24 protein-coding genes are annotated in these 25,408 nt (G+C 66.7%); 11 read left to right on the top strand and 13 right to left on the bottom strand.

The features are described from left to right. The 4 genes from ispG to KBA48_RS23190 all read left to right on the top strand — a co-directional run. Positions 1-1,046 (top strand): flavodoxin-dependent (E)-4-hydroxy-3-methylbut-2-enyl-diphosphate synthase (gene ispG, locus KBA48_RS23175; protein ID WP_292910838.1); only part of this gene is annotated, 1,046 nt, incomplete at its 5' end. A gap of 118 nt (positions 1,047-1,164) precedes the next feature. Then, positions 1,165-2,166, top strand: coding sequence for an HlyD family efflux transporter periplasmic adaptor subunit (locus tag KBA48_RS23180; protein WP_292910840.1), 1,002 nt, complete (start codon positions 1,165-1,167; stop codon positions 2,164-2,166). Beyond that, the gene (rbbA, locus tag KBA48_RS23185; protein WP_292910842.1) at positions 2,153-4,882 is read left to right on the top strand and encodes a ribosome-associated ATPase/putative transporter RbbA; all 2,730 of its coding nucleotides are present in this window, start codon (positions 2,153-2,155) and stop codon (positions 4,880-4,882) included. Before KBA48_RS23180 ends, rbbA begins: the two co-directional genes overlap by 14 nt. 2 nt (positions 4,883-4,884) lie before the next feature. After that, positions 4,885-6,006, top strand: a complete 1,122-nt coding sequence (locus KBA48_RS23190) for an ABC transporter permease (protein WP_292910844.1) — start codon at positions 4,885-4,887, stop codon at positions 6,004-6,006. 61 nt (positions 6,007-6,067) lie between these two features. On the opposite strand, the gene secB is transcribed toward KBA48_RS23190, so the two are convergent. The 7 genes from secB to KBA48_RS23225 all read right to left on the bottom strand — a co-directional run bounded on the left by secB (position 6,068) and on the right by KBA48_RS23225 (position 12,505). Then, positions 6,068-6,577 (bottom strand): protein-export chaperone SecB, encoded by a 510-nt coding sequence (gene secB, locus KBA48_RS23195; RefSeq protein WP_292910846.1) that lies wholly within the window; start codon positions 6,575-6,577, stop codon positions 6,068-6,070. Between the two features lie 112 nt (positions 6,578-6,689). Further along, positions 6,690-7,595, bottom strand: coding sequence for an ABC transporter substrate-binding protein (locus tag KBA48_RS23200; RefSeq protein ID WP_292910848.1), 906 nt, complete (start codon positions 7,593-7,595; stop codon positions 6,690-6,692). A gap of 95 nt (positions 7,596-7,690) precedes the next feature. Continuing rightward, entirely contained in the window at positions 7,691-9,118 is a 1,428-nt protein-coding gene (dnaA, locus tag KBA48_RS23205; protein WP_292910850.1) for a chromosomal replication initiator protein DnaA, read from the bottom strand. A gap of 703 nt (positions 9,119-9,821) precedes the next feature. After that, on the bottom strand, positions 9,822-10,085 hold the full coding sequence (gene rpsT / locus KBA48_RS23210) for a 30S ribosomal protein S20 (RefSeq protein ID WP_292910852.1): 264 nt from the start codon (positions 10,083-10,085) through the stop codon (positions 9,822-9,824). Positions 10,086-10,375: 290 nt separating this feature from the next. Continuing rightward, entirely contained in the window at positions 10,376-10,762 is a 387-nt protein-coding gene (locus KBA48_RS23215; RefSeq protein WP_292910854.1) for a hypothetical protein, read from the bottom strand. A 19-nt stretch (positions 10,763-10,781) separates the two neighbouring features. After that, positions 10,782-11,624 (bottom strand): bifunctional DNA-formamidopyrimidine glycosylase/DNA-(apurinic or apyrimidinic site) lyase, encoded by an 843-nt coding sequence (gene mutM / locus KBA48_RS23220; RefSeq protein WP_292910856.1) that lies wholly within the window; start codon positions 11,622-11,624, stop codon positions 10,782-10,784. Positions 11,625-11,740: 116 nt separating this feature from the next. Further along, a complete protein-coding gene (locus tag KBA48_RS23225; RefSeq protein ID WP_292910858.1) occupies positions 11,741-12,505 on the bottom strand; it encodes an SDR family oxidoreductase in 765 nt (254 codons plus the stop codon). 133 nt (positions 12,506-12,638) lie between these two features. Between KBA48_RS23225 and KBA48_RS23230 the strand changes: the two genes are divergently transcribed. Then, complete coding sequence (locus KBA48_RS23230; protein WP_292910860.1) at positions 12,639-13,583, top strand: LysR family transcriptional regulator; 945 nt, start codon at positions 12,639-12,641, stop codon at positions 13,581-13,583. Between the two features lie 44 nt (positions 13,584-13,627). Then, positions 13,628-14,383, top strand: coding sequence for a glycerophosphodiester phosphodiesterase (gene ugpQ / locus KBA48_RS23235; protein ID WP_292910862.1), 756 nt, complete (start codon positions 13,628-13,630; stop codon positions 14,381-14,383). Positions 14,384-14,410: 27 nt separating this feature from the next. On the opposite strand, the gene KBA48_RS23240 is transcribed toward ugpQ, so the two are convergent. Both KBA48_RS23240 and KBA48_RS23245 read right to left on the bottom strand, forming a co-directional pair. Beyond that, complete coding sequence (locus tag KBA48_RS23240) at positions 14,411-15,214, bottom strand: hypothetical protein (RefSeq protein WP_292910864.1); 804 nt, start codon at positions 15,212-15,214, stop codon at positions 14,411-14,413. A gap of 4 nt (positions 15,215-15,218) precedes the next feature. Then, positions 15,219-15,740, bottom strand: coding sequence for a sigma-70 family RNA polymerase sigma factor (locus KBA48_RS23245; RefSeq protein ID WP_292910866.1), 522 nt, complete (start codon positions 15,738-15,740; stop codon positions 15,219-15,221). 192 nt (positions 15,741-15,932) lie between these two features. Here KBA48_RS23245 and KBA48_RS23250 point away from each other — a divergent pair, with 192 nt between their 5' ends. The 4 genes from KBA48_RS23250 (at position 15,933) to KBA48_RS23265 (ending at position 19,905) form a co-directional block, all read left to right on the top strand. Next, positions 15,933-17,549: an FAD-dependent oxidoreductase gene (locus KBA48_RS23250; RefSeq protein ID WP_292910867.1), complete on the top strand. Its 1,617-nt coding sequence runs from the start codon at positions 15,933-15,935 to the stop codon at positions 17,547-17,549. 79 nt (positions 17,550-17,628) lie between these two features. Next, on the top strand, positions 17,629-18,393 hold the full coding sequence (locus KBA48_RS23255) for a methyltransferase domain-containing protein (RefSeq protein ID WP_292910869.1): 765 nt from the start codon (positions 17,629-17,631) through the stop codon (positions 18,391-18,393). A 40-nt stretch (positions 18,394-18,433) separates the two neighbouring features. Beyond that, a complete protein-coding gene (locus KBA48_RS23260; protein ID WP_292910871.1) occupies positions 18,434-18,787 on the top strand; it encodes a hypothetical protein in 354 nt (117 codons plus the stop codon). A gap of 98 nt (positions 18,788-18,885) precedes the next feature. Then, a complete protein-coding gene (locus KBA48_RS23265) occupies positions 18,886-19,905 on the top strand; it encodes a nitronate monooxygenase (protein ID WP_292910873.1) in 1,020 nt (339 codons plus the stop codon). Between the two features lie 70 nt (positions 19,906-19,975). Here KBA48_RS23265 and KBA48_RS23270 read toward each other — a convergent pair whose 3' ends face one another. The 3 genes from KBA48_RS23270 to KBA48_RS23280 form a co-directional block, all read right to left on the bottom strand. Further along, on the bottom strand, positions 19,976-20,884 hold the full coding sequence (locus KBA48_RS23270) for an RNA polymerase factor sigma-32 (RefSeq protein WP_292910875.1): 909 nt from the start codon (positions 20,882-20,884) through the stop codon (positions 19,976-19,978). Positions 20,885-21,091: 207 nt separating this feature from the next. Then, positions 21,092-23,200 (bottom strand): protein-disulfide reductase DsbD, encoded by a 2,109-nt coding sequence (locus tag KBA48_RS23275; protein ID WP_292910877.1) that lies wholly within the window; start codon positions 23,198-23,200, stop codon positions 21,092-21,094. Between the two features lie 84 nt (positions 23,201-23,284). Next, on the bottom strand, positions 23,285-24,346 hold the full coding sequence (locus KBA48_RS23280; protein ID WP_292910879.1) for a lysine-2,3-aminomutase-like protein: 1,062 nt from the start codon (positions 24,344-24,346) through the stop codon (positions 23,285-23,287). A gap of 95 nt (positions 24,347-24,441) precedes the next feature. On the opposite strand from KBA48_RS23280, the gene KBA48_RS23285 reads away from it, so the two are divergent. Further along, complete coding sequence (locus tag KBA48_RS23285) at positions 24,442-24,801, top strand: iron chaperone (RefSeq protein WP_292910881.1); 360 nt, start codon at positions 24,442-24,444, stop codon at positions 24,799-24,801. Here KBA48_RS23285 and KBA48_RS23290 read toward each other — a convergent pair. Further along, positions 24,791-25,300, bottom strand: coding sequence for a methylated-DNA--[protein]-cysteine S-methyltransferase (locus KBA48_RS23290; protein WP_292910883.1), 510 nt, complete (start codon positions 25,298-25,300; stop codon positions 24,791-24,793). The genes KBA48_RS23285 and KBA48_RS23290 overlap by 11 nt on opposite strands. Positions 25,301-25,408 lie beyond the last annotated feature (108 nt).

Here is a 25,408-nt window from a genome sequence, read left to right on the forward strand (position 1 = left end):
GGTCGGTACTGGTCGGTGGTGATGCGCCGATCACGGTGCAGACCATGACCAACACGGTCACGGCCGACGCCAAGGCCACCATCGAACAGATCCGCCGGGCGGAAGAGGCGGGTGTCGATATCGTGCGTGTCTCCTGCCCCGATGAGGAAAGCACGGCGGCCCTGGGCGAGATCGTGCGCGCGGCCCAGGTGCCCATCGTGGCCGACATCCATTTCCATTACCGCCGCGCCATCGAGGCGGCGAAGGCCGGCGCCGCCTGCCTGCGCATCAATCCCGGCAATATCGGGTCGGCGGAGCGGGTGCGCGAGGTCGTGCAGGCGGCCAAGGACCATGGCTGTTCCATGCGCATCGGCGTCAATGCCGGCAGCCTGGAACGCGAGCTGCTGGAACGTTATGGCGAACCCTGCCCGCAGGCGCTGGTCGAAAGCGCCCTGACCCATGCCAAGATCCTGGAAGACCATGATTTCCGGGAGTTCAAGATTTCCGTGAAGGCGTCGGACGTGTTCCTGGCCGTGGCCGCCTATCAGGGGCTGGCGGAGGCCTGTGACTACCCGCTGCATATCGGCATCACAGAGGCGGGCGGCCTGCGCGCCGGTACCGTCAAATCCTCCATCGGACTGGGCATGCTGCTCTGGTCCGGCATCGGCGATACGATCCGTGTCTCCCTCTCCGCCGACCCGGTGGAAGAGGTGAAGGTCGGGTACGAGATGCTGAAAAGCCTGGGCCTGCGCCGCCGGGGCGTTACCGTCATCTCCTGCCCCTCCTGCGCGCGTCAGCAGTTCGACGTCATCAAGACGGTGGAGGTGCTGGAGGAACGGCTGGCCCATATCACCACACCGCTGACGGTCAGCGTTATCGGCTGTGTCGTGAACGGGCCGGGAGAGGCCACCATGACCGATATCGGCTTCACCGGCGGCGGCAAGGGCACGCATCAGGTCTATCTGGGCGGCCTGCCGGCCCACCGTCTGAAGGACGAGGCCATCGTCGACCATCTGGTGAAGCTGGTGGAGGCCAAGGCGGCCGAGCTGGCAGCGGCCAAGGGCTGAGAAAGGCCCGATCGGCGTACCCCCATTACGCACCTGCGGAATTGACCTGCCGCAATGCCAATGCCGTCTCCGCACCGTATGCTGACCGCATCATCGCCCGATGAAGCGGAGTGTTCCCATGCGTGCGCCACCCCTGATCGCCCTGCTGGCCCTTGCCGTCGTGGGCAGCGGTTTCGGCCTTTACTGGTGGAACGCCAGGGCCGGACAATTGCCCCCCGGCCTGGCCAGCGCCAATGGCCGGGTGGAGGTGGAGCGTATCGACATCGCGGCCAAGCTGCCGGGCCGGGTGATGGAAATCACCGTGCGCGAGGGCGATGCCGTGGCGCGGGGGGCCATCATCGCCCGCATGGACAAGGCCGAATTGCTGGCCCAGCGGGCGGCGGCGGCGGCCTCCGTGCGCCGGGCCGAACAGGCGATCCTGCAGGCCGAGGCGCAGGTGGCCGTGCGGCAGGCCGAATACCGGCTGTCGGGCGTGGAACTGAAACGCGGCATGGATCTGGCCCGCACCAGTGCCGTGCCGGCCAGCGAGGTCGATCGCCGCAAGGCCCAGAACGAGGTGGACGCCGCCACCTTGCAGGCGGCCCGCGCCAATGTGGGCGACGCCCAGGCGGCATTGGAGGCGGCCAAGGCCCAGTTGCTGCAGATCGATACCAATCTGGCTGAAACCGATCTGACCAGTCCCGTGGCCGGCCGCATCGAATACAGGCTGGCCCATCCGGGCGAGGTGCTGGCCGGTGGCGGGCGGGTGGCCACCCTGCTGGACCTGTCGGACGTGTTCATGACGGTCTTCCTGCCCACGGGTCAGACGGGACGGGTGGCACACGGGTCGGATGCGCGCATCGTACTGGACGCCGCCCCCACCTATGTGATCCCCGCCAAGGTCAGCTTCGTGGCGGCGGAGGCGCAGTTCACGCCCAAGGCCGTGGAAACGGCGGATGAGCGGGAAAAGCTGATGTACCGCGTGAAACTGTCCATCGATCCGGCGCTGTTGACCACATATCGCGACTATGTGCGCGCCGGGCTGACGGGACAGGCCTATGTGCAGTTGGACCCGGCGGCACCCTGGCCGGACCGGCTGGCCCCGAAACTGCCGACGGCGCCCGCCCATGCCAACCGCTGAACCCGCCATCACCCTGTCGGGCGTCCGCCATCTTTATGGGGAAAAACGGGCGCTGGACGGCGCCGACCTGTCGATCCCGGCAGGCGTGACCGTGGCCATCATCGGGCCGGACGGGGTGGGCAAATCCACCCTGCTGGGCCTGATCGCCGGGGTGCGGAAGCTGCAGGCCGGCACGGTGCGCGTGCTGGGCGGGGACATGGGCGACGCCGCCCATCGCGACCTTGTGGCCCCGCGCATCGCCTATATGCCGCAGGGACTGGGCCGCAACCTCTATCCCACCCTGTCGGTGGCGGAGAATATCGACTTTTTCGGCCGGCTGTACGGTCAGTCGGGGGCGGAGCGGGCGGCCCGCATCGGCCGGCTGCTGAAGGCCACGGGCCTGGACCCGTTCCCCGACCGCCCGGCGGGCAAGCTGTCGGGCGGCATGAAACAGAAACTGTCGCTATGCTGCGCCCTGATCCATGATCCCGACCTGCTGATCCTGGACGAACCAACGACGGGCGTGGACCCGCTGTCGCGGCGGCAATTCTGGACCCTGATCGACGCCATCCGCGCCGAACGGCCCGGCATGACCCTGCTGGTCGCCACCGCCTATATGGAGGAGGCGGCGCGCTTCGACCATCTGGTCGCCATCGATGAAGGACATATCCTGGCCGCCGGGCCGCAGACCGAAATGCTGGCCAAGGCCGGGGCCACCACCCCCGAACAGGCCTATGCCGCGCTGCGGGCCGGGGGCCGGGGCGGGCAGGAACCGCTGGTGATGCCGCCCTTTGTCGATCGCGAAGGTCCCGACGCCATCATGGCCGAGGGCCTGACCCGGCAGTTCGGCGATTTCACGGCCGTGGACAATGTCAGCTTCCGTATCAAGCGTGGGGAGATTTTCGGCTTCCTGGGGTCCAATGGTTGCGGCAAGACGACAACCATGAAGATGCTGACCGGCCTGTTGCCCGCCACATCGGGCACGGCCACCCTGCTGGGCCGCCCCGTGGGCAAGGCCGATATGGAGACGCGGCTGCGCGTCGGCTACATGTCGCAGAGTTTCTCGCTCTATGAGGAACTGTCGGTCCGCGCCAATCTGGAACTGCATGCGCGGCTTTACCGGATCCCGGCCCACCGGGTGGCGGCGGTCACCCAACAATCGCTGGCCGATTTCGGGCTGGCGGAGGTGGCCGAGTCCCTGCCGCCCGCCCTGCCGCTGGGCATCCGGCAGCGGCTGCAACTGGCGGCGGCCTGTCTGCACAAGCCGGAAATCCTGATCCTGGATGAACCGACATCGGGCGTGGACCCCGGTGCGCGGGACCTGTTCTGGCGGCATCTGGCCGATCTGTCGCGCCGCGACGGGGTGACGATCTTTGTCTCCACCCATTTCATGAACGAGGCGGAACGCTGCGACCGCATCTCCCTGATGCATGCGGGCCGGGTCCTGGCCGTCGGCACGCCCGTCGAACTGCGCGACGGGCAGGGGGAGGCGACGCTGGAGGATGCGTTTGTCGCCGTGCTGAAACAGGCCGGCGGCCTCAGCGAGGAACCGCCGCCGGCCGCGACCCTGGCCGATGACGGACCGAAAGGCGATGCCAGGGGCGGGCTTGCCACCTCCCTTTCCCGCATCTGGGCCTTTGCCCGGCGGGAGATGGTGGAGGTGCTGCGCGATCCTGTCCGCCTGACCTTTGCCCTGTTCGGACCGCTGATCCTGCTGCTGACCTTCGGTTACGGCATCACCTTCGATGTGGAGGATCTGCCCTTCGCCGTCTATGACCGGGACCAGAGCCTGGAAAGCCGGCAGTTGGTGGAAAACCTTACAGGCTCCCGCTATTTCCGTGAACGTGCGCCCGTGACCAGCGATGCCGATATCGAACGGCGGCTGAAGACGGGTGAACTGCGCCTGGTCATTTCCATCCCACCCTCCTTCGGGCGCGACCTGATGCAGGGGCGGCGGCCGGAACTGGCCGTCTATCTGGACGGGGCCATGCCGTTCCGGGCGGAAACGGCGCAGGGCTATGTGCAGGGGATCGCGCTGGCCTATGTGCAGGATCTGGTGCGCCGGTCGCGGGCGCCCGACACGGCGTCGGTCGCCGTCACGATCGAACCCCGCTTCCGCTATAATCAGCAGTTCCGCAGTGCAGCCGCCATTCTGCCGGGGGTGATCATGGTGCTGCTGATCATGATCCCGCCCATGCTGACCGCCATCGGCGTGGTGCGGGAGCGGGAGATCGGGTCCATCGCCAATCTTTACGCCTCCCCCGCCAGCGTGGGTGAATTCCTGATCGGCAAGCAGGCGCCCTATGTCCTGATCGGGTTCGCCAGTTTCCTGATCATGCTGGTCGTGGCCTGGCTGCTGTTCGCGGTGCCGGTGAAGGGGTCGCTGGCAGCACTGTGCCTGGGCGTGGTGCTGTACATCATCGCGGGCACAGGCCTGGGCCTGCTGGTCTCCACCTTTGTGAAGACGCAAGTTGCGGCCATCGCGCTGACCGCCATCCTCTGCACCGTGCCGGCGGTGAATTTCTCGGGCTTTCTCTATCCCGCCGCCACGCTGGAAGGCGGGGCGCGGCTGTTCGGCCTGTCCTTCCCCTCGCTCTGGTTCCAGACGATCAGCCTGGGCAGCTTCGCCAAGGCGCGGGGCTTTGGCGCCTTCCACCTGGAATTCACCATGCTGGCCCTGTTCGGCCTGGTGTTCCTGGGGGCGGCCTGCCTGTTGCTGAAAAAGCAGGAGGATTGACCATGCGGCACTGGCTGGCCACTGTCTGGTTTCTGGGCCGCAAGGAACTGTCGTCCCTGCTGGCGGACAAGGTGCTGCTGGTCCTGATCCTCTATTGTTTCACCCTGTCGGTTTATACGGTGGCGACCGGCGTGAAGACCGATGTCAGCAATGCCCGCGTCGCCATCGTCGATGGCGACCGGTCGGCCCTGTCGCACCGGATCGGCGATGCGCTGCTGCCCCCCTATTTCCGGGCGCCGGACCGGCTGGACCGGGGGGCCGTGGATGCGGCCATGGATGGCGGGGACTATACCTTCATCATCGACCTGCCGCCCCGGATGGAAGCCGACCTGCGCCACGGCCATTCACCCACGGTACAGCTTAACATTGACGCCACCGCCATGACCCAGGCGGGGCTGGGCAGCGCCTATATCCAGCAGATCATCCAGCAGGAGGTGGCGGAAGCGCTGGACCCGCAGGGAACGACGGCCGCCCCCGTCACCCTGGTGTCGCGCACCCTGTTCAACCCCAACCTGGAAGGCATGTGGTTCCAGGCCGTGATGGCGGTGATCCAGTTCATCACCATCCTGTCCATCCTGCTGGTCGGGGCCGCCGTGATCCGGGAGCGTGAACATGGCACCATCGAACACCTGCTGGTCATGCCCATCACCGCATCGGAAATCGCCCTGGCCAAGATCTGGGCCAATGGTCTGGTGATCCTGGTGGCGTCGGGCCTGTCACTGACCTTTGTGGTGCGGGGCTGGCTGGGCGTGCCCATCCATGGCTCGCTGGGCCTGTTCCTCTGCGGGGTGGCGCTCTACCTGTTCGCGACCACATCGCTGGGCATCCTGCTGGCCACCGTCACCCGGTCCATGCCGCAATTCGCCCTGATCGCCATTCCCATCTTCATGGTGCTGAACATGCTGTCGGGCGCCACCTCGCCCCTGGAAAGCATGCCGCAGGGGCTGCAATGGCTGATCCAGGCGTCGCCCACCATGCATTTTGTGCAGTTGGCGCAGGCCATCCTCTATCGCGGGGCCGGGCTGGATATCGTCTGGCCGAAAATGCTGGTGCTGGCGGGGCTGGGCGGTGCCTTCCTGGCGGTCGCCCTGCCGCAGTTCCGCGCCATGCTGGCCCGAAGCTGAATAAAAAACGCCGCGGGGTGTGGACCCAGCGGCGTTCTTGTCATCAAGACCGGAAATCGGATCAGGCATTGCCCTGCGCGTCGCCCATCTCGGCCTGCTGGGACAGGACCTGACGGCGATACAGGTCGACAAAGTCCAGCGGCTGCAACAGCAGCGGCGGGAAACCGCCCTGGGCCGTGACGTCGGCGATGATCTGGCGGGCGAACGGGAACAGCAGGCGCGGCCCCTCGATCAGCAGCACGGCGCGCTGGGTCTCCGCCGGCATCGGCGGCAGGGTGAAGACACCGGCATAGACCAGTTCGGCGATGAAGGCCGTGGCCTCGCCCACGGTCGCCTCGGCGCGCAGGCGGATCTGCACCTCGGCCACATTGTCGGCCAGACCCTGGGCCTGCAGATCGACCTGCAGGTCGATCTTGGGCTGTTCGGAAGCGCTGGCCAGGATGCGCGGCGCGTTCGGGTTTTCGAACGACAGATCCTTCACATACTGCATATTGACGACCAGCGGCGGCACCGGGCGCGCGGACTGGGCTTCGGCGGCGTCATCAGCCTGGTTGATCGTCTCGTCGGACATCGGATGCTCCGGTTAAAAGGCGTGAAGTGTTTGGGCGGGACCTAGCACGGAACACCCCTCCACGGCAACCGGGCCGGCGGCCCGATCGGGAGGGAATGGCATGGCATTCGCGTCAGGAGGGCCCGTTACCCGGCCGGCCCACACTCAGCCACAGGGTCGGGTCCGACAGGGGCGTGGCCGGCGGCAGGTTGGGATTGGGCAGGCGGATGATGGTGGCGTCGTTGAACCGCTCCAGCGGAAAGGCCCCGCGCGTGGAGGGGTGGGTGGACAGCATGTGCCGCAGCTCGCCACTGGCCACCATGGTCCGCAGCCCCTCTTCCAGCCGGCGATATAATGCATCCTGCCCCGGCGCCACATAGAAATAGACCGGCATCGGATAGGCGATGACCAGCCGGTCGAAGATCATCAGGTCCGATCCGCCATAGGTTTCAAATTCCTCCGCCACCTCTGCCAGACCCCGCGCGAAATAATCACAGCGGCCGGCGCGCAGCATGGCGTAAAGCTGGTCGAAATGGACGTTGGTGACCTGGGGCAGACCGCTGGCCGCCAACACATCGACATCCGGCCATTGCGCGCCCTGGCAGGCCGTGAAGCGCTTCAGATCCTCCACCCCGCGTATTGCGGCAAAGGCGGCGGCATCCCGTGTCCGGATGACGGGCACGCGCTGACCGATCAACCCCATGTCGATCGGGATGCGCACGGGCCTTCCGTCCCGTTCCCGCTCGATATTGGTGCCGGTCCAGGTGACGTCGATACGCCCGGCCTTCAGTTCGGCCAGCAGCCGGCTCTGGGAGAATTTCTCCCGCACCGCCTCGATCTGGACGGGGCCATATTGGGGTGTCGTCTCCACCATCAGGCGGCGGAACAGGTCGTGGAAATAATCGACCCGTGTCTCTTGCCCCTGCGACTGCCAATCAGAGACCCGGACAATGGGGGCGTCTGCGCAGGACACCGGCGCTGTCAGGGCAAGGGCCGACAGCAACATCACCAGCATAAGGGACAGACGTCCCCGCATCATGCGCTCTCCCGGCGATACCCAGCCTCCGATTCCTCCAGGGAAACACCGCCGGGCTGGGATAGCAAGGGACTCGACCCACCGGAACCGGCGGGTCCTCACCCTTCCAGCATGCGGCGCAGCAGTTCGACATCCTCGGCGAAGGCGGGGTCGGTGCCGCAGAGTTCGTCCACCTTGCGGACGGCATGCATGACGGTCGTGTGGTCGCGGTCGCCGAATTTGCGACCGATTTCCGGCAGGCTGCGCTGGGTCAGTTGCTTGGCCAGATACATGGCCACCTGGCGCGGGCGGGCCACGGCGCGGGCACGCCGCGCGCTGCTCATGTCGGCCAGGCGGATGTTGAAATGTTCCGCGACCTTCTTCTGGATCTCTTCGATGGTCACGCGGCGGTTGGATGCGCGCAGCAGGTCGTGCAGCACATCCTGCGCCGATTCGAGCGTGATGGCGCGGCCCACCAGTTCGGCATGGGCAACGATGCGGTTCAATGCCCCTTCCAGCTCGCGCACATTGCTGGTGATCTTGTGGGCCAGGAATTCCAGGACCTTGGGCGGCACCTTGGCGCCGATGCGGTCGGCCTTCTGGCCCAGAATCCCCAAGCGCAGTTCATAGGTGGTGGGGTGGATATCGGCCACCAGACCCCAGCCCAGGCGCGAGCGCAGCCGTTCCTCCATGCCTTCCAGGTCCGACGGGCTTTTGTCGGCGCTGATGATGACCTGACGGTTCTGGTCCACCAGGGCATTGAAGGTATGGAAAAATTCTTCCTGGGTGCTGTCCTTGCCGCTGATGAACTGCACATCGTCGATCATCAGCACGTCGACCGAGCGGAACTGCTCCTTGAAGGCCATCGTGTCCTTGAAGCGCAGCGCCCGGATGAACTGGTACATGAATTTTTCGGCCGAGAGATAGATCACACGGCGCGACGGGTCCTTCTTGCGGATGGCCCAGGCGATGGCATGCATCAGGTGCGTCTTGCCGAGACCCACACCGCCATAGAGGAACAGCGGGTTGAAGGGCACGGCCTGCGCATCGGCAACGCGGCGGGCGGCGGCAAAGGCCAGTTCGTTCGGCTTGCCCACCACAAAATTCTCGAACGTGAAGCGCGGGTCCAGCGGGGCCGACATCTCGTCGGTGCGATCCTCCACCGCCGACAGGGCGGGCGTCGGCTCGATCACCAGTTCGGTGACGGGTTCCGGCTTGGGTGCGACGGGCGCGACCGTGGCGGCCACCGGCGCGTCATTGGCCGGGGTCGCGGCGGCGTCAGGCCGGGCAGCACTGGCCACCACGATCTCCACCGTCTGCACACCCGGATTCTCCCCGGAGAACAGGGCGCGAATCCGATCGGCATAATGGGTACGGATCCAGTCGCGCATGAAACGCGTGGGCACCAGGATGCGAAGCTGTCCGCCATCCAGCGAGCCGACGGTCAGCGGCTTCAGCCAGGAACGATAGGCGGTTTCGCCCACTTCGTCCTTCAAGCGGCCCCGCACGCGCGCCCACTGTTGATCCAGCGAACCCTGCACTGACATTCGACCGTTGCTCCCCGCCCCAAGGCCCAACTTCACATTGCCCGCGCCGCTGCATCTGCTGCGGCACGCCACCTGCAGGCAGCTTCATGCCGCCTGCAACTTCCAATCAATGTATCGGCAAACAAAGGTCGCCTGTTCCGCGGACCCGCCGGATACACACCTGACGCCACCATGCCAGCGTCATGCGGCCGGCCGGACATCCCCATCGCCATCGGGCCAATGTCGCCATTGGCACCGCCCCACCCGGCACCCGACCCGCCCGTCCTTCTTTCGGTTCACCCTTATACTGGGTAAGGCGGTTGGTTGCCGAAACACAAAACCGTAACAACGGACGTTCCCTTGCGGAATACCCCCTTCGTACAGGTCATGTTTTCAAGAATATGGCAGCCCACCGGCGGGGCCGGAACTGGGATGCAGCTTGGCATCCACTATCCGATGCGCCAACTTGGATTGCAATCCAAGGGCGACACACACCCGTCTGCATCGCTTCCATTGTCACACCGGATGGCGGACGAGGGATGCTAGAGGGGTGGCGGGAGAGTCGCAACGGGACCGAAAAGGGAACGCCGAAAAAAGCAAAAATCGTTCGCAGCGGACGCAGGCGGCGGCGAATGATTGGCGGCGGCGTGCCGAACCCCATGCCGACAAAGAAAACCGCGCGGGCGATGTCGCACCGCGCGGGTCCCTTACGGCAAGCGCGCTATCAGCCCAGGGCCTTGATGCGGCCCGACAGGCGCGACAGCTTGCGCGAGACGGTGTTGGCGTGCAGCACGCCCTTGGAGGCGCCGCGCATCAGCTCGGGCTGCGCCAGCTTGAAAGCCTCGGCAGCGGCGGACTTGTCGCCGGTAGCGATGGCAGTCTCAACCTTCTTCAGGAAGGTGCGGATACGGCTGACGCGGGCGCGATTGACCTCAGTCCGGGTGGCGGTCTGACGGATGCGCTTCTCAGCGGACTTGTGATTGGCCATAGGAAACCTTTACGCGGGACATGGATGTGCCGTAGGAAGCGGCGCTTATACAGGCGCCCCACCGCCCCGTCAAGCGGGTGCGGGCAAGGCGCCCATACGAAACTTGCTTGTCTGGCAATCGCCCTGCGGGTTCCGCCAGAGTCCTGCCCGAGTCGTCATGGGGTTCTTCACAAGACGCCCTGCAGTAATACGATGTATATGGGGTCCCGCTTGATTTGAATACCCCATCCCTTGTTTGATCTGGGTTGCGCGGGATGTGTCGGGGGTCGCTATCGGCACCCCGCCCGGCATCAACGGTCGGCGCGCGGCGACAATTGGAACCGCACCGTAAGACGGCGGGTGGGCGCATCCGTTGCGATCGTGATGTCCAGCACCTCCTCCGCCCGGGTCCAGCGGCCATCCGTTCCCCGCGCCCAGCCCAGTTGCGGCAATGTCTCGGCATAGAAGCGGGTGACGGTATCGGCGTCGGCGGGGCCGATGGCCGTGGCCTGGATGATGCGGCCGGTGGGATTGTCGAAAACCAGCGCACCATCCGCGACCGCCGCCAGCCCCGGCGCCAGGGGCACATCCTCCGTGCCCGGCACAAAGGCGGCATGGGCGGGGGGCAGGACGCCGAGGGCCAGCAAAAGCAGCAGGGCGGGGAACAGCGTGCGCAGTGGCGGGAACAGATGCGGCATGGGTGCCTCCTTCAAGGCGTCAATGCTGGTGCCGGGCACAAAGGAAGGTGGAACGGCCGGACTGGATGATACGCTTCACGCCGCCCGTGACCGCCGGGTCGCAGTCACAGCGCCCGCACCCTTCCCCCTCGCGGCCATAGACCTGGAAACTGTGCTGGAAATAGCCCAGTTCCCCGTCCGACTGCACAAAGTCGCGCAGGGTCGATCCGCCGGCGGCAATGGCTTCGCCCAGCACATCGCGGATGATGGGAACCAGACGTTCGGCATCGGCCCCGGCCACGCTGTCGCCGCTGCGCGTCGGGTCGATGCCGGCGCGGAACAGCGCCTCGCAGACATAGATATTGCCCAGGCCCGCCACCACCTTCTGGTCCAGCAGCATGGATTTGATGGGTGCCGCTCGCCCGCGCAGCCGGGCCGACAGGCCGTCGGCATGAAAGCCGTTGCCCAGCGGTTCCGGCCCCAGACCCGCCAGCATGGGATGGGCATCCATCCCCGCCTCCTCGAACAGGTCCATGAAGCCGAAGCGGCGCACATCATTATAGGTGACGACCCAGCCATCATCGGTATGGAAGACCAGATGGTCATGCGGCGCCGGGCCGCCGGCCGGCCCCGGCTTCACCACCATGCTGCCCGACATGCCCAGATGGATCATCCAGATCAGGCCACCTTCCACGCGGATCAGGATATATTTGGCCCGCCGGTCCAGCGACAGGATCTGCCGCCCCGTCAGACGGCGGGCAAAATCCAGCGGCAGGGGGAAGCGCAGATCCGGCCGGTGCTGATCCACCCGCACCAGCCGCCGCCCCTGCAATTTCAGGGCAAGGCCATTCCGGACGGTCTCCACCTCGGGCAATTCGGGCATGGGCAACTCGGGTCAACAAAAAAGGGACCCGGCCGTGATAGCACGACCGGGTCCCTTGCGCGAGATGGCCCGTAAAGCATTGGATTTAGCGTAAAATCCGGGTTTCTACCCCCCATTTACCCGCGCGAGATGGACAGGCCGCCATCGACCAGGCTGGCCGTGCCGGTGACGAAGCTGCTGTCGTCGGACGCCAGGAACAGGGCCGCCCGGGCCAGTTCTTCGGGCTGACCGGCGCGCTTCAGGGCATGCAGGTTGTTGATGAAGCCCTGGGCTTCCGGTGTGCTGTTGGCCGTATGGTACATTTCCGTTTCCACGGCACCGGGCAGCAGCGCATTCACCCGCACCGCCTTGGGGCCATATTCCGTCGCCAGCGCCTGGGTCAGGCCGATCAGGCCCGACTTGCTGGCTGCATAGGCCGCCATGCCGGCAAAGGCAGCGGTATAGCCCACGAAGGTGGAGGTGAAGATCACCGAGCCACCGCCATTGGCGGCCATGGCCGGGATCTGATACTTGGCGCCCAGAAAGGCGCTGGTCAGGTTGACGGCAAGGGTCTGGTTCCAGCCATCGGCATCGATGCCGTCGGTCGGCCCCATGGCGCCCAGGGTGCCGGCATTGTTGAAGGCCACGTCCAGGCGGCCGTAACGGCTGACGGCCAGATCGACCAGGGCCTTGTTGAAGTCTTCGGATTGCACGTCGCCGGCCAGCGCCACGGCCTCGCCACCGGCGGCGTGGATTTCAGCGACCAGACTGTCCAGCTCGGCCTGACGGCGGGCGGCGACGACCAGCTTCGCGCCTTCGGCGGCGAAAAGGCGGGCGGTGGCGCGGCCGATGCCGGCGCTGGCGCCGGTGATGATGACGACCTTGTTCTGCAAACGGTTCATGATCGGGTCCTTTCGGGTTCAGGTGGGCGCCGCATCGGCGCCGTTGATGATTGAACCCTACGCCCCATGATTACTTTCATCGATGGGGTAAAAATGCTTTGATCATTCAGTTTTTATGAATGAAAGGCGGACCATGGACCGGCTGCGGGCGTTTGAAATGTTTGTGGCGGTTGTGGGCAAAGGGGGCTTTGCCAAAGCCGCCGACGCGCTGAACACCTCGCCCGCCAATGTCACCCGCTATGTGGCGGAGCTGGAGGCCTATCTGGGCACCCGCCTGCTGAACCGCACGTCACGCCGCCTGTCATTGACGGAGACGGGTCAGGCCCTGTTCGACCGGGGGCGCGCCATCCTGGACGAGGTGGCGGAACTGGAGGCGCTGGCCGGCGCCGCGACCGTGAAGCCGCGCGGGCGGCTGCGCATCAACGCGCCGGTCAGTTTCGGCATCCGGCATCTGGCACCGCTGTGGCCGCGCTTCATGGCGCAGCATCCCGACGTCATGCTGGACGTGTCGCTGATCGATCGTGTCGTGGATATCGTGGAGGAAGGGTACGACATGGCGATCCGCATCTCCCGCGCCGGCGCACAAAGCCATGTGGCGCGGCGGCTGGCCGTGTCACGCAACATCGTCTGCGCGTCGCCATCCTATCTGGCGCGGCATGGCCACCCGGAAAGCCCGGATGATCTGGCCGCCCGCCACCGGTGCATCATCTATACCCAGGCCACGATGGCGGAGGAATGGCGGCTGACGGACACGGACGGCCGCGACCATGCCGTGCGGGTCAATGGCGCCCTGCTGACCAACAATGGCGATACGGCGCGCGCGGCGGCATTGGACGGGGTGGGCATCACCTGGCAGCCCACCTTCCTGATCGGCGACGATCTGCGGGCGGGCCGGCTGGTCCCGCTGCTGCCGGGATATAGGCTGCCCGATATCGATGTGCTGGCCGTCTACCCGTCGCGCCGCCATCTCAGCGCCAAGGTGCGGGTGATGGTGGATTTCCTGGCCGACGCCTTCCACGGCACCCCGCCCTGGGACCGGGAACCGGTCATGCCGCAAATCCCTGTCGCCGCGGTCTGAATCCGCTATCATCCCGGCCATCGCCACTGTCGGACGCCTATGCCATGTCGCTTTCCATTCCCCGCCTGATCGGCCATCGCGGTGCGGCACGCCATGCGCCGGAAAACACCCTTGCCGGCATGCGCACGGGCGCGCTGCAGGGGGCGCTGTGGGTGGAGCTGGATGTGAAGATCACGCGCGACGGCGTGCCCATCCTGATGCATGACGATGACCTGGACCGTACCACCAATGGCCGGGGCCCTGTCGCCGCCATGGATTTCGCCGATATAAGGCGACTGGATGCCGGCTCCTGGTTCGACCCCGCATTCCGGAGCGAACGGGTCCCGACGCTGGCGGAGGCGATCGAGGCGGCCCGGCTGCTGGATATCAACCTGAACCTGGAGATCAAGCCCTGCCCCGGCCGGGACGAACAGACGGCGGGCATCGCGCTGTCCCTGGCCCTGAACCTGTGGCCCGCCGACCGGCCGCCGCCCCTGATTTCCAGCTTTTCGATCGAATCACTGTCCATGGCCCGCGTGGTCGCCCCCCATTGGCCGCGCGGATATCTGATGGATGAGGAACCGTCCGACTGGGCCGACATCGCCGACCGGCTGGGCGCCACCACCATCAATATCGATGCGAAGAAACAATCGGCCGACAGCATCCGGGCCTTTCGCGCCACGGGGCGGCCGGTCCTGGCCTATACCGTCAATGATCCCGACCAGGCCCGGCAGCTTTTTCAATGGGGTGTGGCCGGCGTCTTCACCGATACGCCCAAGGGGCTTTACGACGGGCTGACGGGAAAGACAGGGGTCGCCTGATACCGGTCAAGAATTTGACCGCTGGCATCATTTGCCGGGCGCGGGGCGGGCGATCAGGTGGGCCACCCGTTCAAGCGCGCGTGTATCGGCCGTGCCCAGCAGCGCATAGACGAAGGGGCCGGAGCGCCAATAGACGACATCCCCTTCCTCCGTATGGCCCAGGGTGGGCGGCAGGGCGGGCTGTCCCGCATCGGCCTTGTCCTCGGACACGAACAGCACCACGGTGCCCTTCGTCTCGTGCCGCCAGAAGACCTGGACGGCATCGCCATGGTCCCAGGGTGTCAGTTCAGCCCCCAGCAACTGCCAGCGCTGGGTAGGCGGGGCCGGAATGGGCAGCGGATGCTCCCCGTCGACGGATGCCAGCCGCGCCGGCAGATCCGTATCGCGGAAGGTCGGGACACGGTCGGCCCCCAGCCCCTTCATGGCGGTACGATAGGCCTCCGCCGCCTCATCGGCGAACAGGGGCACGATATGCGCGGCCACAGCCGTCTGCTGCCCGCCCGTGGGCAGCCAGCTCAGCCCGTAACCGGCGGCCAGCGGCAGCAGGATCATCATGGCCCGCTGCATGACATGGGTGACGCCGCGCCAGATCAGGCGCTGGCGCAGCCGGCCGGCCAGATGCCGCGTGCCCGCATCGGCCGTGGCGGCGAACATCTCCTCCCCCAGCCCTTCGCGCAGCAGGTCCGCCTCCCCCAGTTGGGCCATGATGCGGGCCGCCTCTTCCGGGTATTGGGACAGCCATTGCTCCACCTCGGCGCGGCGGCGCTGATCAAGGCCGCCATCGATATAGGCGTTGAGATCGTCCTCGGTGATTGGATCGAAAGGATGCATCCGCCTACTCCACCAGCCGGAACGAGGCCCGTCGCGACTCCGGTGTCACGGAACCGGTATCGACCTGCTGTCGCAGGGCGGCCCGGGCGCGGGCCAGACGCGACATGACGGTGCCAAGCGGAATGCCCAGCATGTCCGCGATCTCGCGATAACTCATTTCCTCCACCACCGCCAGCAACAGAATTTCGCGCATGCCGTCGGGCAGGGCCAGCAACCGTTCCACCACCTGCCTTGCCTCCACCCGCAGGTCGGGCAGGGCCGCCATGACGGCATGCGGCGCGGTTTCGGCGACCTGTTCCAGGCCCGTCCGCACCACCTGTTCACGCCGCCATCCCGATATGAACGTGTTGTGGGTGATGGACAGAAGCCAGGCCCGCAGATCCGATCCCGGCCGCCAGGAACGGCTGCCGGCCAGGGCACGGGCCAGGCTTTCCTGGACAAGGTCTTCCACCTGTCCCGGATCGCGGGTCAGCACCAGCGCGTAACGCCGCAGGGCCGGGATGTGTCGGGTGATATCGGGCAGCAAGGCGGGGACGAACCGGCAAGTGTGTGGTGTTTGATCATATACGCGGCGCCCGGCCCGCCTATTCCATGCATCTGCGCAAAAAATCCATCCGGCACAGCGCACCGCATCCGCGAAAGGAATTTCGCAGGCGCAAGGGAATAGAAGGGCGGCCGGCGCGTACATGAAGGGACAATGCCATCGCGGGACATCCCCATGCTGACCGATCTGCTCACCCTTCCCCCCGAACAGGAATTCACGGCCGATGTGGCCATCGTCGGCGCCGGTGCGGCGGGCATTGCACTGGCCCTGCGCCTGGCCCGCGCCGGCAGCGATGTCTGCCTGATCGAAAGCGGCGGCCCGTCGTTGGAAACAGACCTGCAGACCCTGAACCAGGGCGAGAATGTGGGCCTGCCCTATTATCCGCTGGATGTGACGCGCAACCGCGTGCTGGGCGGCACCACGGCCACATGGTCGGGGCGCTGTGTGCCGCTGGACCCGATCGATTTCCAGCGCCGGTCCTGGGTGCCGCACAGTGGCTGGCCCGTCACGGCCGGCGATCTGGCCGGCAATTACCGGGACGCGGCCGAATTCTGCGGCGTGGGTGAGGCGCGGTTCAACGACCTGTGGCTGGAAGCGGGGCTGGAGGATCCGGGTTTCGATCCGGCGCTGGTCCAGACGCGGTTCTGGCGCATGAAGGCGCAACGTTTCGGGGAGGCATACCGCACCGAACTGGCGGCCAGCCCCCAGGTGAACACCCTGCTGCACGGCACGGTCGTCAATATCGATGTCTCCGGCGATGCGCGCCGGGTCACCGGCCTGCGGCTGGCGACGCCGTCGGGCGCCCGCCACCGTGTGCGGGCACGCCATTACGTGCTGGCGGCGGGGGGTATTGAAAACCCGCGCCTGCTGCTGGCCTCCACCGATGTGGAGACGGCGGGCATCGGCAATGGCCGCGATCTGGTGGGCCGGTTCTTCATGGAACATCCCAAATGCCGCACCGCCCGGGTGACGGCGGATGACCCGGTCCGGCTGCTGGAGCGGTTGCGGACGACCTATCCGCGCCACCTGCCGCCCTTGTGCCCCAGCCTGGTGCTCTCGGCGGAAAAACAGGCGGAACTGGGCGTGCTGAACAGTTCCATCGCCCTTTATTACCGTTCCCTGCCCGGCGTGACGGACGCGGCAACGGAACTGAACGCCGCCTGGAAGAAGGGCCAATGGTGGCCGGAAGGGGCAGGGCGCAAGCTGATGCGGCTGCTGCCCGTGCTGCCGTCGATACCGACCAACCTCTATCGCCGCTATGTCCGGCGGCGGGCGCTGATCGCGCAGCCGACCGCCCTGTATCTGCTGGTGCGCGGCGAGCAGGCACCCAACCCGGACAGCCGCGTGCGCCTGTCATCCGACCGCGACATGCTGGGCCAGCGCCGGGCCGACCTGGATTGGCGCCTGTCCCCCATCGATAAACGGTCGGCACATGCGGTGACCGAACTGGTGGGGGCCGAGCTGGCACGCACGGGCCTGGGCAGGATCACGATGGACGAATGGCTGCACGACGGCAGCCCCGACTGGCCCACGGGGCTGGATGATGGCGACCATCACAATGTGCTTCAGGGCGGCCATCATCATATCGGCACCACCCGCATGTCGGCCGATCCATCCACCGGCGTGGTCGATGCCAATGGCAAGGTCTGGGGCAAGGAAAACCTGTTCATGGCGGGCAGTTCGGTCTTCCCCACCTCCGGCTGGGCCAACCCGACCCTGACCATCGTGGCCCTGTCGCTGCGCCTGGGCGCACATCTGGCACAGCAGGTGCGGATGGCCGAAGCCGCCTGACGCCCTCCACCTTTGCCTCCCTTGCCCCGGCCTGTACTTCGCGCCAGCATGCGGGGTGGCGGCAGAGAGGGAGGCAGGAATGGGCTGGAACCCGGACCTTTACGAACGCTACCGGGCGCTGCGGGAACGACCGGGGCGGGACCTGATGGCAGCGATACCAGCCATCCCCGTGCGGACGGCCATCGATCTGGGCTGTGGCACCGGGTACCTGACCCGGCAATTGGCCGACCGGTTTCCCGAAGCCACGGTAACCGGGCTGGACAGCGATCCCGCCATGCTGGGCAAGGCGGCCGCCACGCCGTCGCGCATTGCCTGGCAGCATGGGGATATCGGGTCCTGGCGGCCCGATGCACCGCCCGATCTGGTCTTTTCCAATGCCGCCCTGCAATGGCTGCCCGATCATCCGGCCCTGTTCACGCGGCTGGCCGGGCATCTGGCGCCGGGCGGCGTGCTGGCGGTGCAGATGCCCGACAATTTCGCCGCCCCGTCACATCTTCTGCTGCGGGAACTGGCGGCTCGGGAGCCGTGGCACGCCATGCTGACCGGCGCCCTGGACCATGGCAGGGTCCTGCCGCCGGCCGATTATTGGCGGGTGCTGCGGCCCCATGCCGGCAGCATCGACATCTGGCACACGGATTATGTGCAGGTCCTGGAAGGCGAGGACCCCGTGCTGGAATGGGTGTCGGCGACGGCGCTGCTGCCGGTCACGGCCCGATTGCCGGCGGAGCAGGCGGACGCCTTCAGGGCGGCCTATGGCGACGCGCTGAGCCGGGCCTACCCGCCTGAGGCGGATGGCAGCACCCTCTTCCCCTTCCGGCGTATTTTCATCCTGGCCCGGATTTAGGATAATGACCCGGGGCTTTTAACCGGAACAGGTGTGGGTGATGCCGCTGAACGTACTGGAAGTGACGATATTCGCCATGGTGCTGTCGGGCGGCGATCCCGTGGTCTGCACAAGGCAGGACGGGACGGAGGAGATGATCCTGTGCAGCAACAGCCAGGTGGCGACCCTGGACGAGGATCGCATCACCTTCAAGGACGGGACCGCCGTCGTGAAATTCCCCGACGGGACGCTGGTCTTTTCCAACGGCATCCGGTCCCATTGGGGCAGTGCCGGCTGGGTGCAGTTTTCCAACAAGATCTCCATACGCCGCAATCCCGACGGCACGTTCAAGACCAGCGGCGGCCTTCTCTGCCGCAGCCTGAGCGGTGAAAAGGCCACCTGCCAGAAGAGCTAGACGGCAGCAATCTCGCAGCCCCTCTTGACCCTTTACCGCGCAAACGGTAGGCAGGGCCAACCTGTGGTTTTTTTTATGAATGCTAAGGGGCTGCGCCCATGTCCGCTCGCCAATATCTGGATCAGCTCTGGTCGCGGGGCCGTGATTTTCTGGGCACCGACCTTGCCATCATGGGCGGAGCCATGACCTGGGTGTCGGACCGCAATCTGGTGGCCGCGATTTCCAATGCCGGCGGCTTCGGCGTAATCGCGTCGGGGTCGATGCCGCCCGACCTGCTGCGCGCGGAAATCCGCGCCACGGCGGCCCTGACCAGCCGGCCCTTCGGCGTCAACCTGATCACCCTGCACCCGCAACTGGACCAGTTGGTCCAGGTCTGCCTGGAAGAGAAGGTCGGGCATATCGTGCTGGCCGGCGGCCTGCCGCCCGGCACGGCGATCAAGGCGGCCAAGGATGGCGGCGCCAGGGTCATGTGCTTTGCCCCCGCCCTGGTCATCGCCAAGCGCCTGATCCGGGCCGGTGCCGACGCCATCGTGATCGAGGGCAGCGAGGCCGGGGGCCATATCGGCCCGGTGTCCACCTCCGTCCTGGCGCAGGAGATCCTGCCGGAAATCCGTGACGTGCCCGTGTTCGTGGCGGGCGGCATCGGTCGGGGCGAGGCCATCGTCTCCTATCTGGAGATGGGGGCGGCCGGCGTACAGCTTGGCACCCGCTTTGTCTGTGCCACCGAATGCCGCGCGCACCCCAACTTCAAGCAGGCCTTCATCCGGGCCGGCGCACGCGACGCTATCGCGTCGGTGGCGCTGGACAACCGTTTCCCCGTGATCCCCGTGCGCGCCCTGCAGAACGAAGGCACCAAGCGCTTCATGGAAAAGCAGCGCGAGGTGATCGCCAGATTCGACGCGGGCGCGCTGGATCAGAAGGAAGCCCAGTTGGAGATCGAGCATTACTGGGCCGGCGCGCTGCGCCGCGCCGTCATCGACGGCGATGTGGAAAACGGTTCCCTGATGGCGGGACAGTCGGTGGGCATGGTTACCCGCGAACAGCCCGTGGCCGAGATACTGGCCGACCTGCTGAACCAGGCCGAAGCGGCGACGGCGACACGGGGTGCGGCGGCGTAAACCACCGCCCTCGCCCCCCTCCTTCCGCCCCTCACCCGGCGCTGCACACCGGGGACGGGCGCGGAGTCGCTTACGCCATCGCCATCAGGCCGGCCCGGCGGCCCAGCGCCATGGGCGGCAACAGGGGGGTGGTTTCGGCATGGGATCGGACGCGACGGACCACCTTCTTATAGGCGCCGCTTTCGATCTGGCGGATACGCTCCTTGCTGACACCATAATGGCGGGCCAGGGTTTCCAGCGTCACCGGCTGGTCCGACAGGTTGCGGGCGGCAAAGATATGCCGTTCACGCTCGCCCAACTGGGTCAGCGCGTCCTTCATCAGGGCGCGGCGCGCCGTCAGCTCGCCGCGATCGACCAGCCGCTCTTCCACACTTTCGGTGTCATCGGCCAGCAGGTCGATGGCTTCATGGTCGCCATCCTCCCCCACCGGCACGTTCAGCGACCCGACCGGTGTCGCGAAACGGTGTTCCATCTCGCGCACATCCTCGACGCTGGCGCTCAGCGTTTCGGCCACCCGCTGCGCTTCGGCGTCGCTCATCACCCGGTCATGGATACCCAGCTTGCGCTGGGTCTGACGCAGGTTGAAGAACAGGCGCTTCAGCGTGGCGGTGTTGCCGCCCTTCAGCAGCGACCAATTATGCAGGACAAAGGACTGCACCTCCGCCCGGATCCACCACAGCGCATAGGTCGCCAGACGGAAACCACGGGTCGGATCGAAACGCTGCACCGCCTTGATCAGGCCGATATTCGCTTCCGATACCAGATCGGCGATGGGAAGGCCCGAGCGCGCATATTTGCCCGCCACCTTCACGGCAAGGCGCATATGCGACTGCACAAGCTTGTCGAAGGCACGGCGGTCCTGCCGGTCCGCCCAGTCGCGCGCAAGCTGTGCCTCCTGCTCGGGCAGCAGCATGGGATAGCGGTTGGCCTGGGCCGTGAAAGTCCGGAGGAACTCGGTGCTTTCGTTGTAACTGGCCATGGTCTTTCTCCCCGGATGTCGCGAGGGCCGCATCGGCGGCCGGACGCCCCACCCGTCTTAGAATAATTCTAAGATAAGGCGCCGGTATCGGGGCCGCAAGCCCACCCAGGGTCATATCCACAAGGACATAGCGGCCCCTCGTTCCCGGCAATGCTCTCAGGAAGCCAACAAGGAGAAGTGAAAGAAAGTTCCGCGAAGGCGAATCGATCAGGCGGCGGGCAGGCCGGACAACGCGTCCAGCACGATGCCTTCCGTCAGAATCTGCGGCAGGACCACCGGGTTCGGCTTGCCGGGCAGGTACAGCAGATAGAGCGGCACGCCGCTGCGCCCGTGACTTTCCAGCACGCGGGCGATGGTGGCGTCCCGGTTGGTCCAGTCGCCCTTCAGATAGGTGACGCCCTTGTCCTTCAACGCCTGCTTCACGGCATCCGTGGAAAGCGACGTGCGTTCATTCACCAGACAGGTTACGCACCAGGCGGCGGTGAAATTGACGAAGACCGGTTTGCCCTGGCCCAGCAATTCGGCCTGCCGCCCCGGGTTCCAGGGTTCGTGGTCGGCGCTGCCGGCGGTCTGTGCGCCACCAGTCCCCGTGGCGGGGGTGGCGACGGGGGCCGCCGTGGTGGCGCCGGCAATGGCCCCGCCCAGCGCCAGCAGGGCCAGGACGCTGCCCAGGGTCCGGCCCAACCCGCCCGACAGGCGCGTCTGGCCATAGACCCAGGCGGCAAAGGCGACGGCGACCATGCCGGCCAGCACGGTGGCCAGCGCCGCCGGCCCCGCCTGGATCGACAGGACCCAGATCAGCCAGGCGGCCGACGCGTAAAGCGGGAAGGCCAGCGCCTGCTTCACCCGTTCCATCCACAGGCCGGGCCGGGGCAGGCGCCGCAGCAGCGCCGGCGAGAAGGACAGGGCCAGGAACGGCAGGGCCATGCCCAGGCCCAGCGCCAGAAACACCGACAGGGCCACGGGCCAGGGCTGGGTGATGGCAAAGCCCAGGGCCGTGCCCATGAAGGGGGCCGTGCAGGGCGTGGCCACCACGGTGGCCAGCACGCCGGTGAAGAAGCTGCCGGCCAGCCCGTCGCGCCCGGCCAGCCCCTGGCCCACCCCCATCACCGAACCGCCCAGCGTGAAGACGCCCGACAGGGACAGGCCCAGCAGCAGCATGACATAGGCCAGTACGGCAACGACCAGCGGGTCCTGAAGCTGGAAGCCCCAGCCGATGGCGGCCCCCCCGGCACGCAGGGCCAGCAGAGCCCCGGCCACCACCGCAAAACAGGCGATCACGCCGCCTGTATAGGCCAGCCCGTGCCGACGGGCATGGCCCGGCACATGGCGCAGCAGGGCCAGCGCCTTCATCGACAGGACAGGGAAAACACACGGCATCAGGTTCAGCACCGCCCCGCCCAGCAGGGCCAGCAGCAGCGCCGTGGCCCAGCTTGTCTGCCCTGCCCCACCCGCTGCCGGGCCGGCGGCGGCACCGATGGCGGCCTCCACCGCAAAGGCATGGCGCAGCTTCTGCCCGTCCAGTTCCTCGGTGAAGGTCAGGACACCGGTGACGGGGCCGGCGGGCAGCGGGCCGCCGGGGACCAGGGACAGGGAAAGCCCCTGCCCGTCCACCGTCAGGTCCTGTGCCGCATTGGAACTGGCCACCTTGTAATCATGCGGGAAAAAGAACGCTTCGCTGATCTTGCCCCGGTCGATACCGGGGGCCGACAGGGTCAGGCGGTGCGCCTTGTCGCCCGGCGACAGGGTGGCCGGAAAGGGGCTGGGCACCGGCAGGCTGGCGCGGGCACGGGTGAACAGGGGGGCCGCCTCCGGCTCCACCGCCGCCGTACCAGCCACGACCGGCACGGTGATCGACAGATCGGCCGATTCCGGAATGCAGATATCCTCACAGACCAGCCAGTCGACCTTGGCATCCAGCGTCACCGCCTGCCCCGGCACGGCCGTGGCCGGCACGCTCAGGGGAACCAGCAGATGCACCTGATCGCCATAACCGAAATTGACCAGCGGCCCGATGGGGAACCGGGTCGGCGCCGGCCAGGTGATGGCATCGGCCGCCCACCCTTCCGGCAGGGTCCATTTGATCTCGGTCGGGATGCCGCTGTCGCCGGGATTGATCCAGTAGGTGTGCCAGTGGGGACGGATATTCTGGGTCAGGGCGGCCCAGACGGTCTGTCCCGGTGCCACGCCGGCGGTTTCCAGGGTGATGAAGGTCTCCACATTGTCCGTGGCCACCAGATTGGACCGGACGGGGGCCGCCTGCACGGCACCGGCCAGCAACAGGGCGGACAGGACGGAAAGACCCAGCTTCTTCATCACCGAGAACCATGCAGGGGAATAACAGACCCTATGTAGTGCGGCACAGGACCAACGGCCAGTATCGCTTTGGCCGCAGCACCATCATCCGCGATAAGGATGGTGGTTGCCGCGCGGGTCTTCCACCCGCCATTCCCCCGCCTGCCCCGTCGGGGTCAGATAGCTGTCGGTCAGCGGCACCTTCCCGTGGCCGCCGGGAATGTCCAGGATATAGGTGGGCTGGCACAGGCCGGAGACATCCCCGCGCAGCGCCTTCATCAGGGCGCGGCCCTCCGTCACACTGGTGCGGAAATGGCTGGTGCCCTTGGCCAGATCGCCATGGTTCAGGTGATAGGGCTTGATCCGGTTGGAAACCATGGTGCGGAAGGTGCGGGTCAGCGTCTCGACATCATCATTGATGCCACGCATCAGCACGCTCTGCCCCAGCATGGGAATACCGGCATCGACCAGCCGCGCCACCGCCGCCTTCCCCTCTTCGCCGAATTCCCGCCAATGGTTGGAATGCAGCACCACCCAGGTGGCGATGCGCGGCCCCTTCAGGGCGGCCAGCATGTCGGCATCCACGCGGCCGGGATCGACCAGGGGAACCCGCGTGTGGATACGCACCAGCCCCAGATGCGGGATGGCGTTCAGCCGCGCAATGATCTCCCCCATCCGGCGCGGCGACAGGATCATGGGATCGCCACCGGTCAGGATGACTTCCCAGATCTCCGGATTGCCTTCGATATAGGCGATGGCGGCGTCCAGTTCGGTGGCGTTCAGCGCATCCGACCCCGGCCCCACCATTTCGCGGCGGAAGCAGAACCGGCAATAGACCGGGCAGGCATGGACAGGCTTCAGCAGCACCCGGTCCTTGTAGCGATGCACGATGCCTTTCACCGGTGTGAAGGGATCGTCACCGATGGGATCGGCCAGTTCCTCGTCCCTGATATCCAGTTCCCGCGCATCGGGCAGGAACTGGCGGCCCACCGGATCCTGCGGATCGGTCGGGTCGATCAGGTCGACCATGGCGGGGGTCACGGCCACCGCGAACTGGGCCGCCACCTGTTCCAGTTCCGGCAGGGCGGCCCCATGCACCAGACCGTGATCGGCCAGATCGCGGACATGGCGAAGGGTTTTGGGACGGGGGGCGGGGTCGCGTGGCATGATGCGGCCTATGGGCACCGAGCCGGCCCCGCCTGTCAAGCGGTGGGCCGGCGGGGCCGGCATGCTCCCCTGTCGGAACGCTGGAGAGAACGATCATGGTGCAATCCAAGGCCGCCACCGTCGATGCCTATCTGGCAGAGGCTGACCCTGCCCGCCTGCCCTGGCTGCTGCGCATCCGGGACGTGGCGCGCGCCAACCTGCCCGATCCTGTCGAGGAGATGCAGTGGGGCATGCCCGCCTATAGCGTCGATGGTCGCGCGATCTTCGCCTTCGCCAGCCAGAAGCAGCATGTGTCGATCTACCTGACCGGCATCAAGGTGCCGGAACAGCATGCGGACGCCGTCGCCCGTCTGGACCATGGCAAGGGCTGCATCCGGTTCCGCAAACCGGAAAGCATCGATTTCGACCTGCTGGCGGCCCTGCTGCGCGACGGTTATCAACCCGTCAGTTCCTGAAATCCGCCCCCTCATGGCGCAGCAGCCATTCTTTGCGGTGCAGCCCGCCGCCATAGCCGGTCAGGGCGCCATTGGCCCCGATGACGCGGTGACATGGCACCACGATGGCGATGGGGTTGGCACCATTCGCCAGACCCATGGCCCGCACCGCCTTGGGCTGTCCGATACGGGCGGACATGCTGCCATAGGATAGGGTCTCCCCCGGCCGCAGCCGCCGCAGTTCCGCCCAGACACGGGCCTGGAAGATTGTGCCGTTGGTGGCGGTGGGCAGGCTGTCGGGAGCCGTCAGGTCGCCATCGAAATAGGCGGACAGGGCCTGGGCCACGGGGCCGGGCAGCGGGGCATCGGTCAGATCGACCGCGCCATAATGCCGGCGCAGCAGCCGGTCCATCCGCGGCCGGTAATCCTCGAAATCCAGGGCACGCAGGGTGCCGGCCCCATCCGTCACGATCAGGGACAGGCCGATGGGGGTGGACAGGGTGGAGAGGTACAGGCGCATGGAAAAGGGTCCGGGCGGGAGGGGTGGTCCTGATCCCTGCCTATCACGCCCCCACCGGGATGGCTGGCGGTTATCGGACCTGATCCCGCGCAATCATTGAGACAAGCC

The organism is Niveispirillum sp. (genome assembly GCF_017996735.1).
Lineage (GTDB): Bacteria > Pseudomonadota > Alphaproteobacteria > Azospirillales > Azospirillaceae > Niveispirillum.

What these genes read in the sequence shown, in the direction of transcription:
- KBA48_RS23285 (WP_292910881.1), top strand. Translation starts at nt 24,442, where the DNA reads ATGGTGCAATCCAAGGCCGCCACCGTCGATGCCTATCTGGCAGAGGCT.
- KBA48_RS23250 (WP_292910867.1), top strand. Translation starts at nt 15,933, where the DNA reads ATGCTGACCGATCTGCTCACCCTTCCCCCCGAACAGGAATTCACGGCC.
- rpsT (WP_292910852.1), bottom strand. Translation starts at nt 10,085, where the DNA reads ATGGCCAATCACAAGTCCGCTGAGAAGCGCATCCGTCAGACCGCCACC.
- mutM (WP_292910856.1), bottom strand. Translation starts at nt 11,624, where the DNA reads ATGCCCGAATTGCCCGAGGTGGAGACCGTCCGGAATGGCCTTGCCCTG.
- rbbA (WP_292910842.1), top strand. Translation starts at nt 2,153, where the DNA reads ATGCCAACCGCTGAACCCGCCATCACCCTGTCGGGCGTCCGCCATCTT.
- KBA48_RS23190 (WP_292910844.1), top strand. Translation starts at nt 4,885, where the DNA reads ATGCGGCACTGGCTGGCCACTGTCTGGTTTCTGGGCCGCAAGGAACTG.
- KBA48_RS23275 (WP_292910877.1), bottom strand. Translation starts at nt 23,200, where the DNA reads ATGAAGAAGCTGGGTCTTTCCGTCCTGTCCGCCCTGTTGCTGGCCGGT.
- ugpQ (WP_292910862.1), top strand. Translation starts at nt 13,628, where the DNA reads ATGTCGCTTTCCATTCCCCGCCTGATCGGCCATCGCGGTGCGGCACGC.
- KBA48_RS23215 (WP_292910854.1), bottom strand. Translation starts at nt 10,762, where the DNA reads ATGCCGCATCTGTTCCCGCCACTGCGCACGCTGTTCCCCGCCCTGCTG.
- KBA48_RS23240 (WP_292910864.1), bottom strand. Translation starts at nt 15,214, where the DNA reads ATGCATCCTTTCGATCCAATCACCGAGGACGATCTCAACGCCTATATC.
- KBA48_RS23200 (WP_292910848.1), bottom strand. Translation starts at nt 7,595, where the DNA reads ATGATGCGGGGACGTCTGTCCCTTATGCTGGTGATGTTGCTGTCGGCC.
- KBA48_RS23255 (WP_292910869.1), top strand. Translation starts at nt 17,629, where the DNA reads ATGGGCTGGAACCCGGACCTTTACGAACGCTACCGGGCGCTGCGGGAA.
- dnaA (WP_292910850.1), bottom strand. Translation starts at nt 9,118, where the DNA reads ATGTCAGTGCAGGGTTCGCTGGATCAACAGTGGGCGCGCGTGCGGGGC.
- KBA48_RS23265 (WP_292910873.1), top strand. Translation starts at nt 18,886, where the DNA reads ATGTCCGCTCGCCAATATCTGGATCAGCTCTGGTCGCGGGGCCGTGAT.
- KBA48_RS23260 (WP_292910871.1), top strand. Translation starts at nt 18,434, where the DNA reads ATGCCGCTGAACGTACTGGAAGTGACGATATTCGCCATGGTGCTGTCG.
- KBA48_RS23180 (WP_292910840.1), top strand. Translation starts at nt 1,165, where the DNA reads ATGCGTGCGCCACCCCTGATCGCCCTGCTGGCCCTTGCCGTCGTGGGC.
- KBA48_RS23225 (WP_292910858.1), bottom strand. Translation starts at nt 12,505, where the DNA reads ATGAACCGTTTGCAGAACAAGGTCGTCATCATCACCGGCGCCAGCGCC.
- KBA48_RS23280 (WP_292910879.1), bottom strand. Translation starts at nt 24,346, where the DNA reads ATGCCACGCGACCCCGCCCCCCGTCCCAAAACCCTTCGCCATGTCCGC.
- KBA48_RS23290 (WP_292910883.1), bottom strand. Translation starts at nt 25,300, where the DNA reads ATGCGCCTGTACCTCTCCACCCTGTCCACCCCCATCGGCCTGTCCCTG.
- secB (WP_292910846.1), bottom strand. Translation starts at nt 6,577, where the DNA reads ATGTCCGACGAGACGATCAACCAGGCTGATGACGCCGCCGAAGCCCAG.
- KBA48_RS23270 (WP_292910875.1), bottom strand. Translation starts at nt 20,884, where the DNA reads ATGGCCAGTTACAACGAAAGCACCGAGTTCCTCCGGACTTTCACGGCC.
- KBA48_RS23230 (WP_292910860.1), top strand. Translation starts at nt 12,639, where the DNA reads ATGGACCGGCTGCGGGCGTTTGAAATGTTTGTGGCGGTTGTGGGCAAA.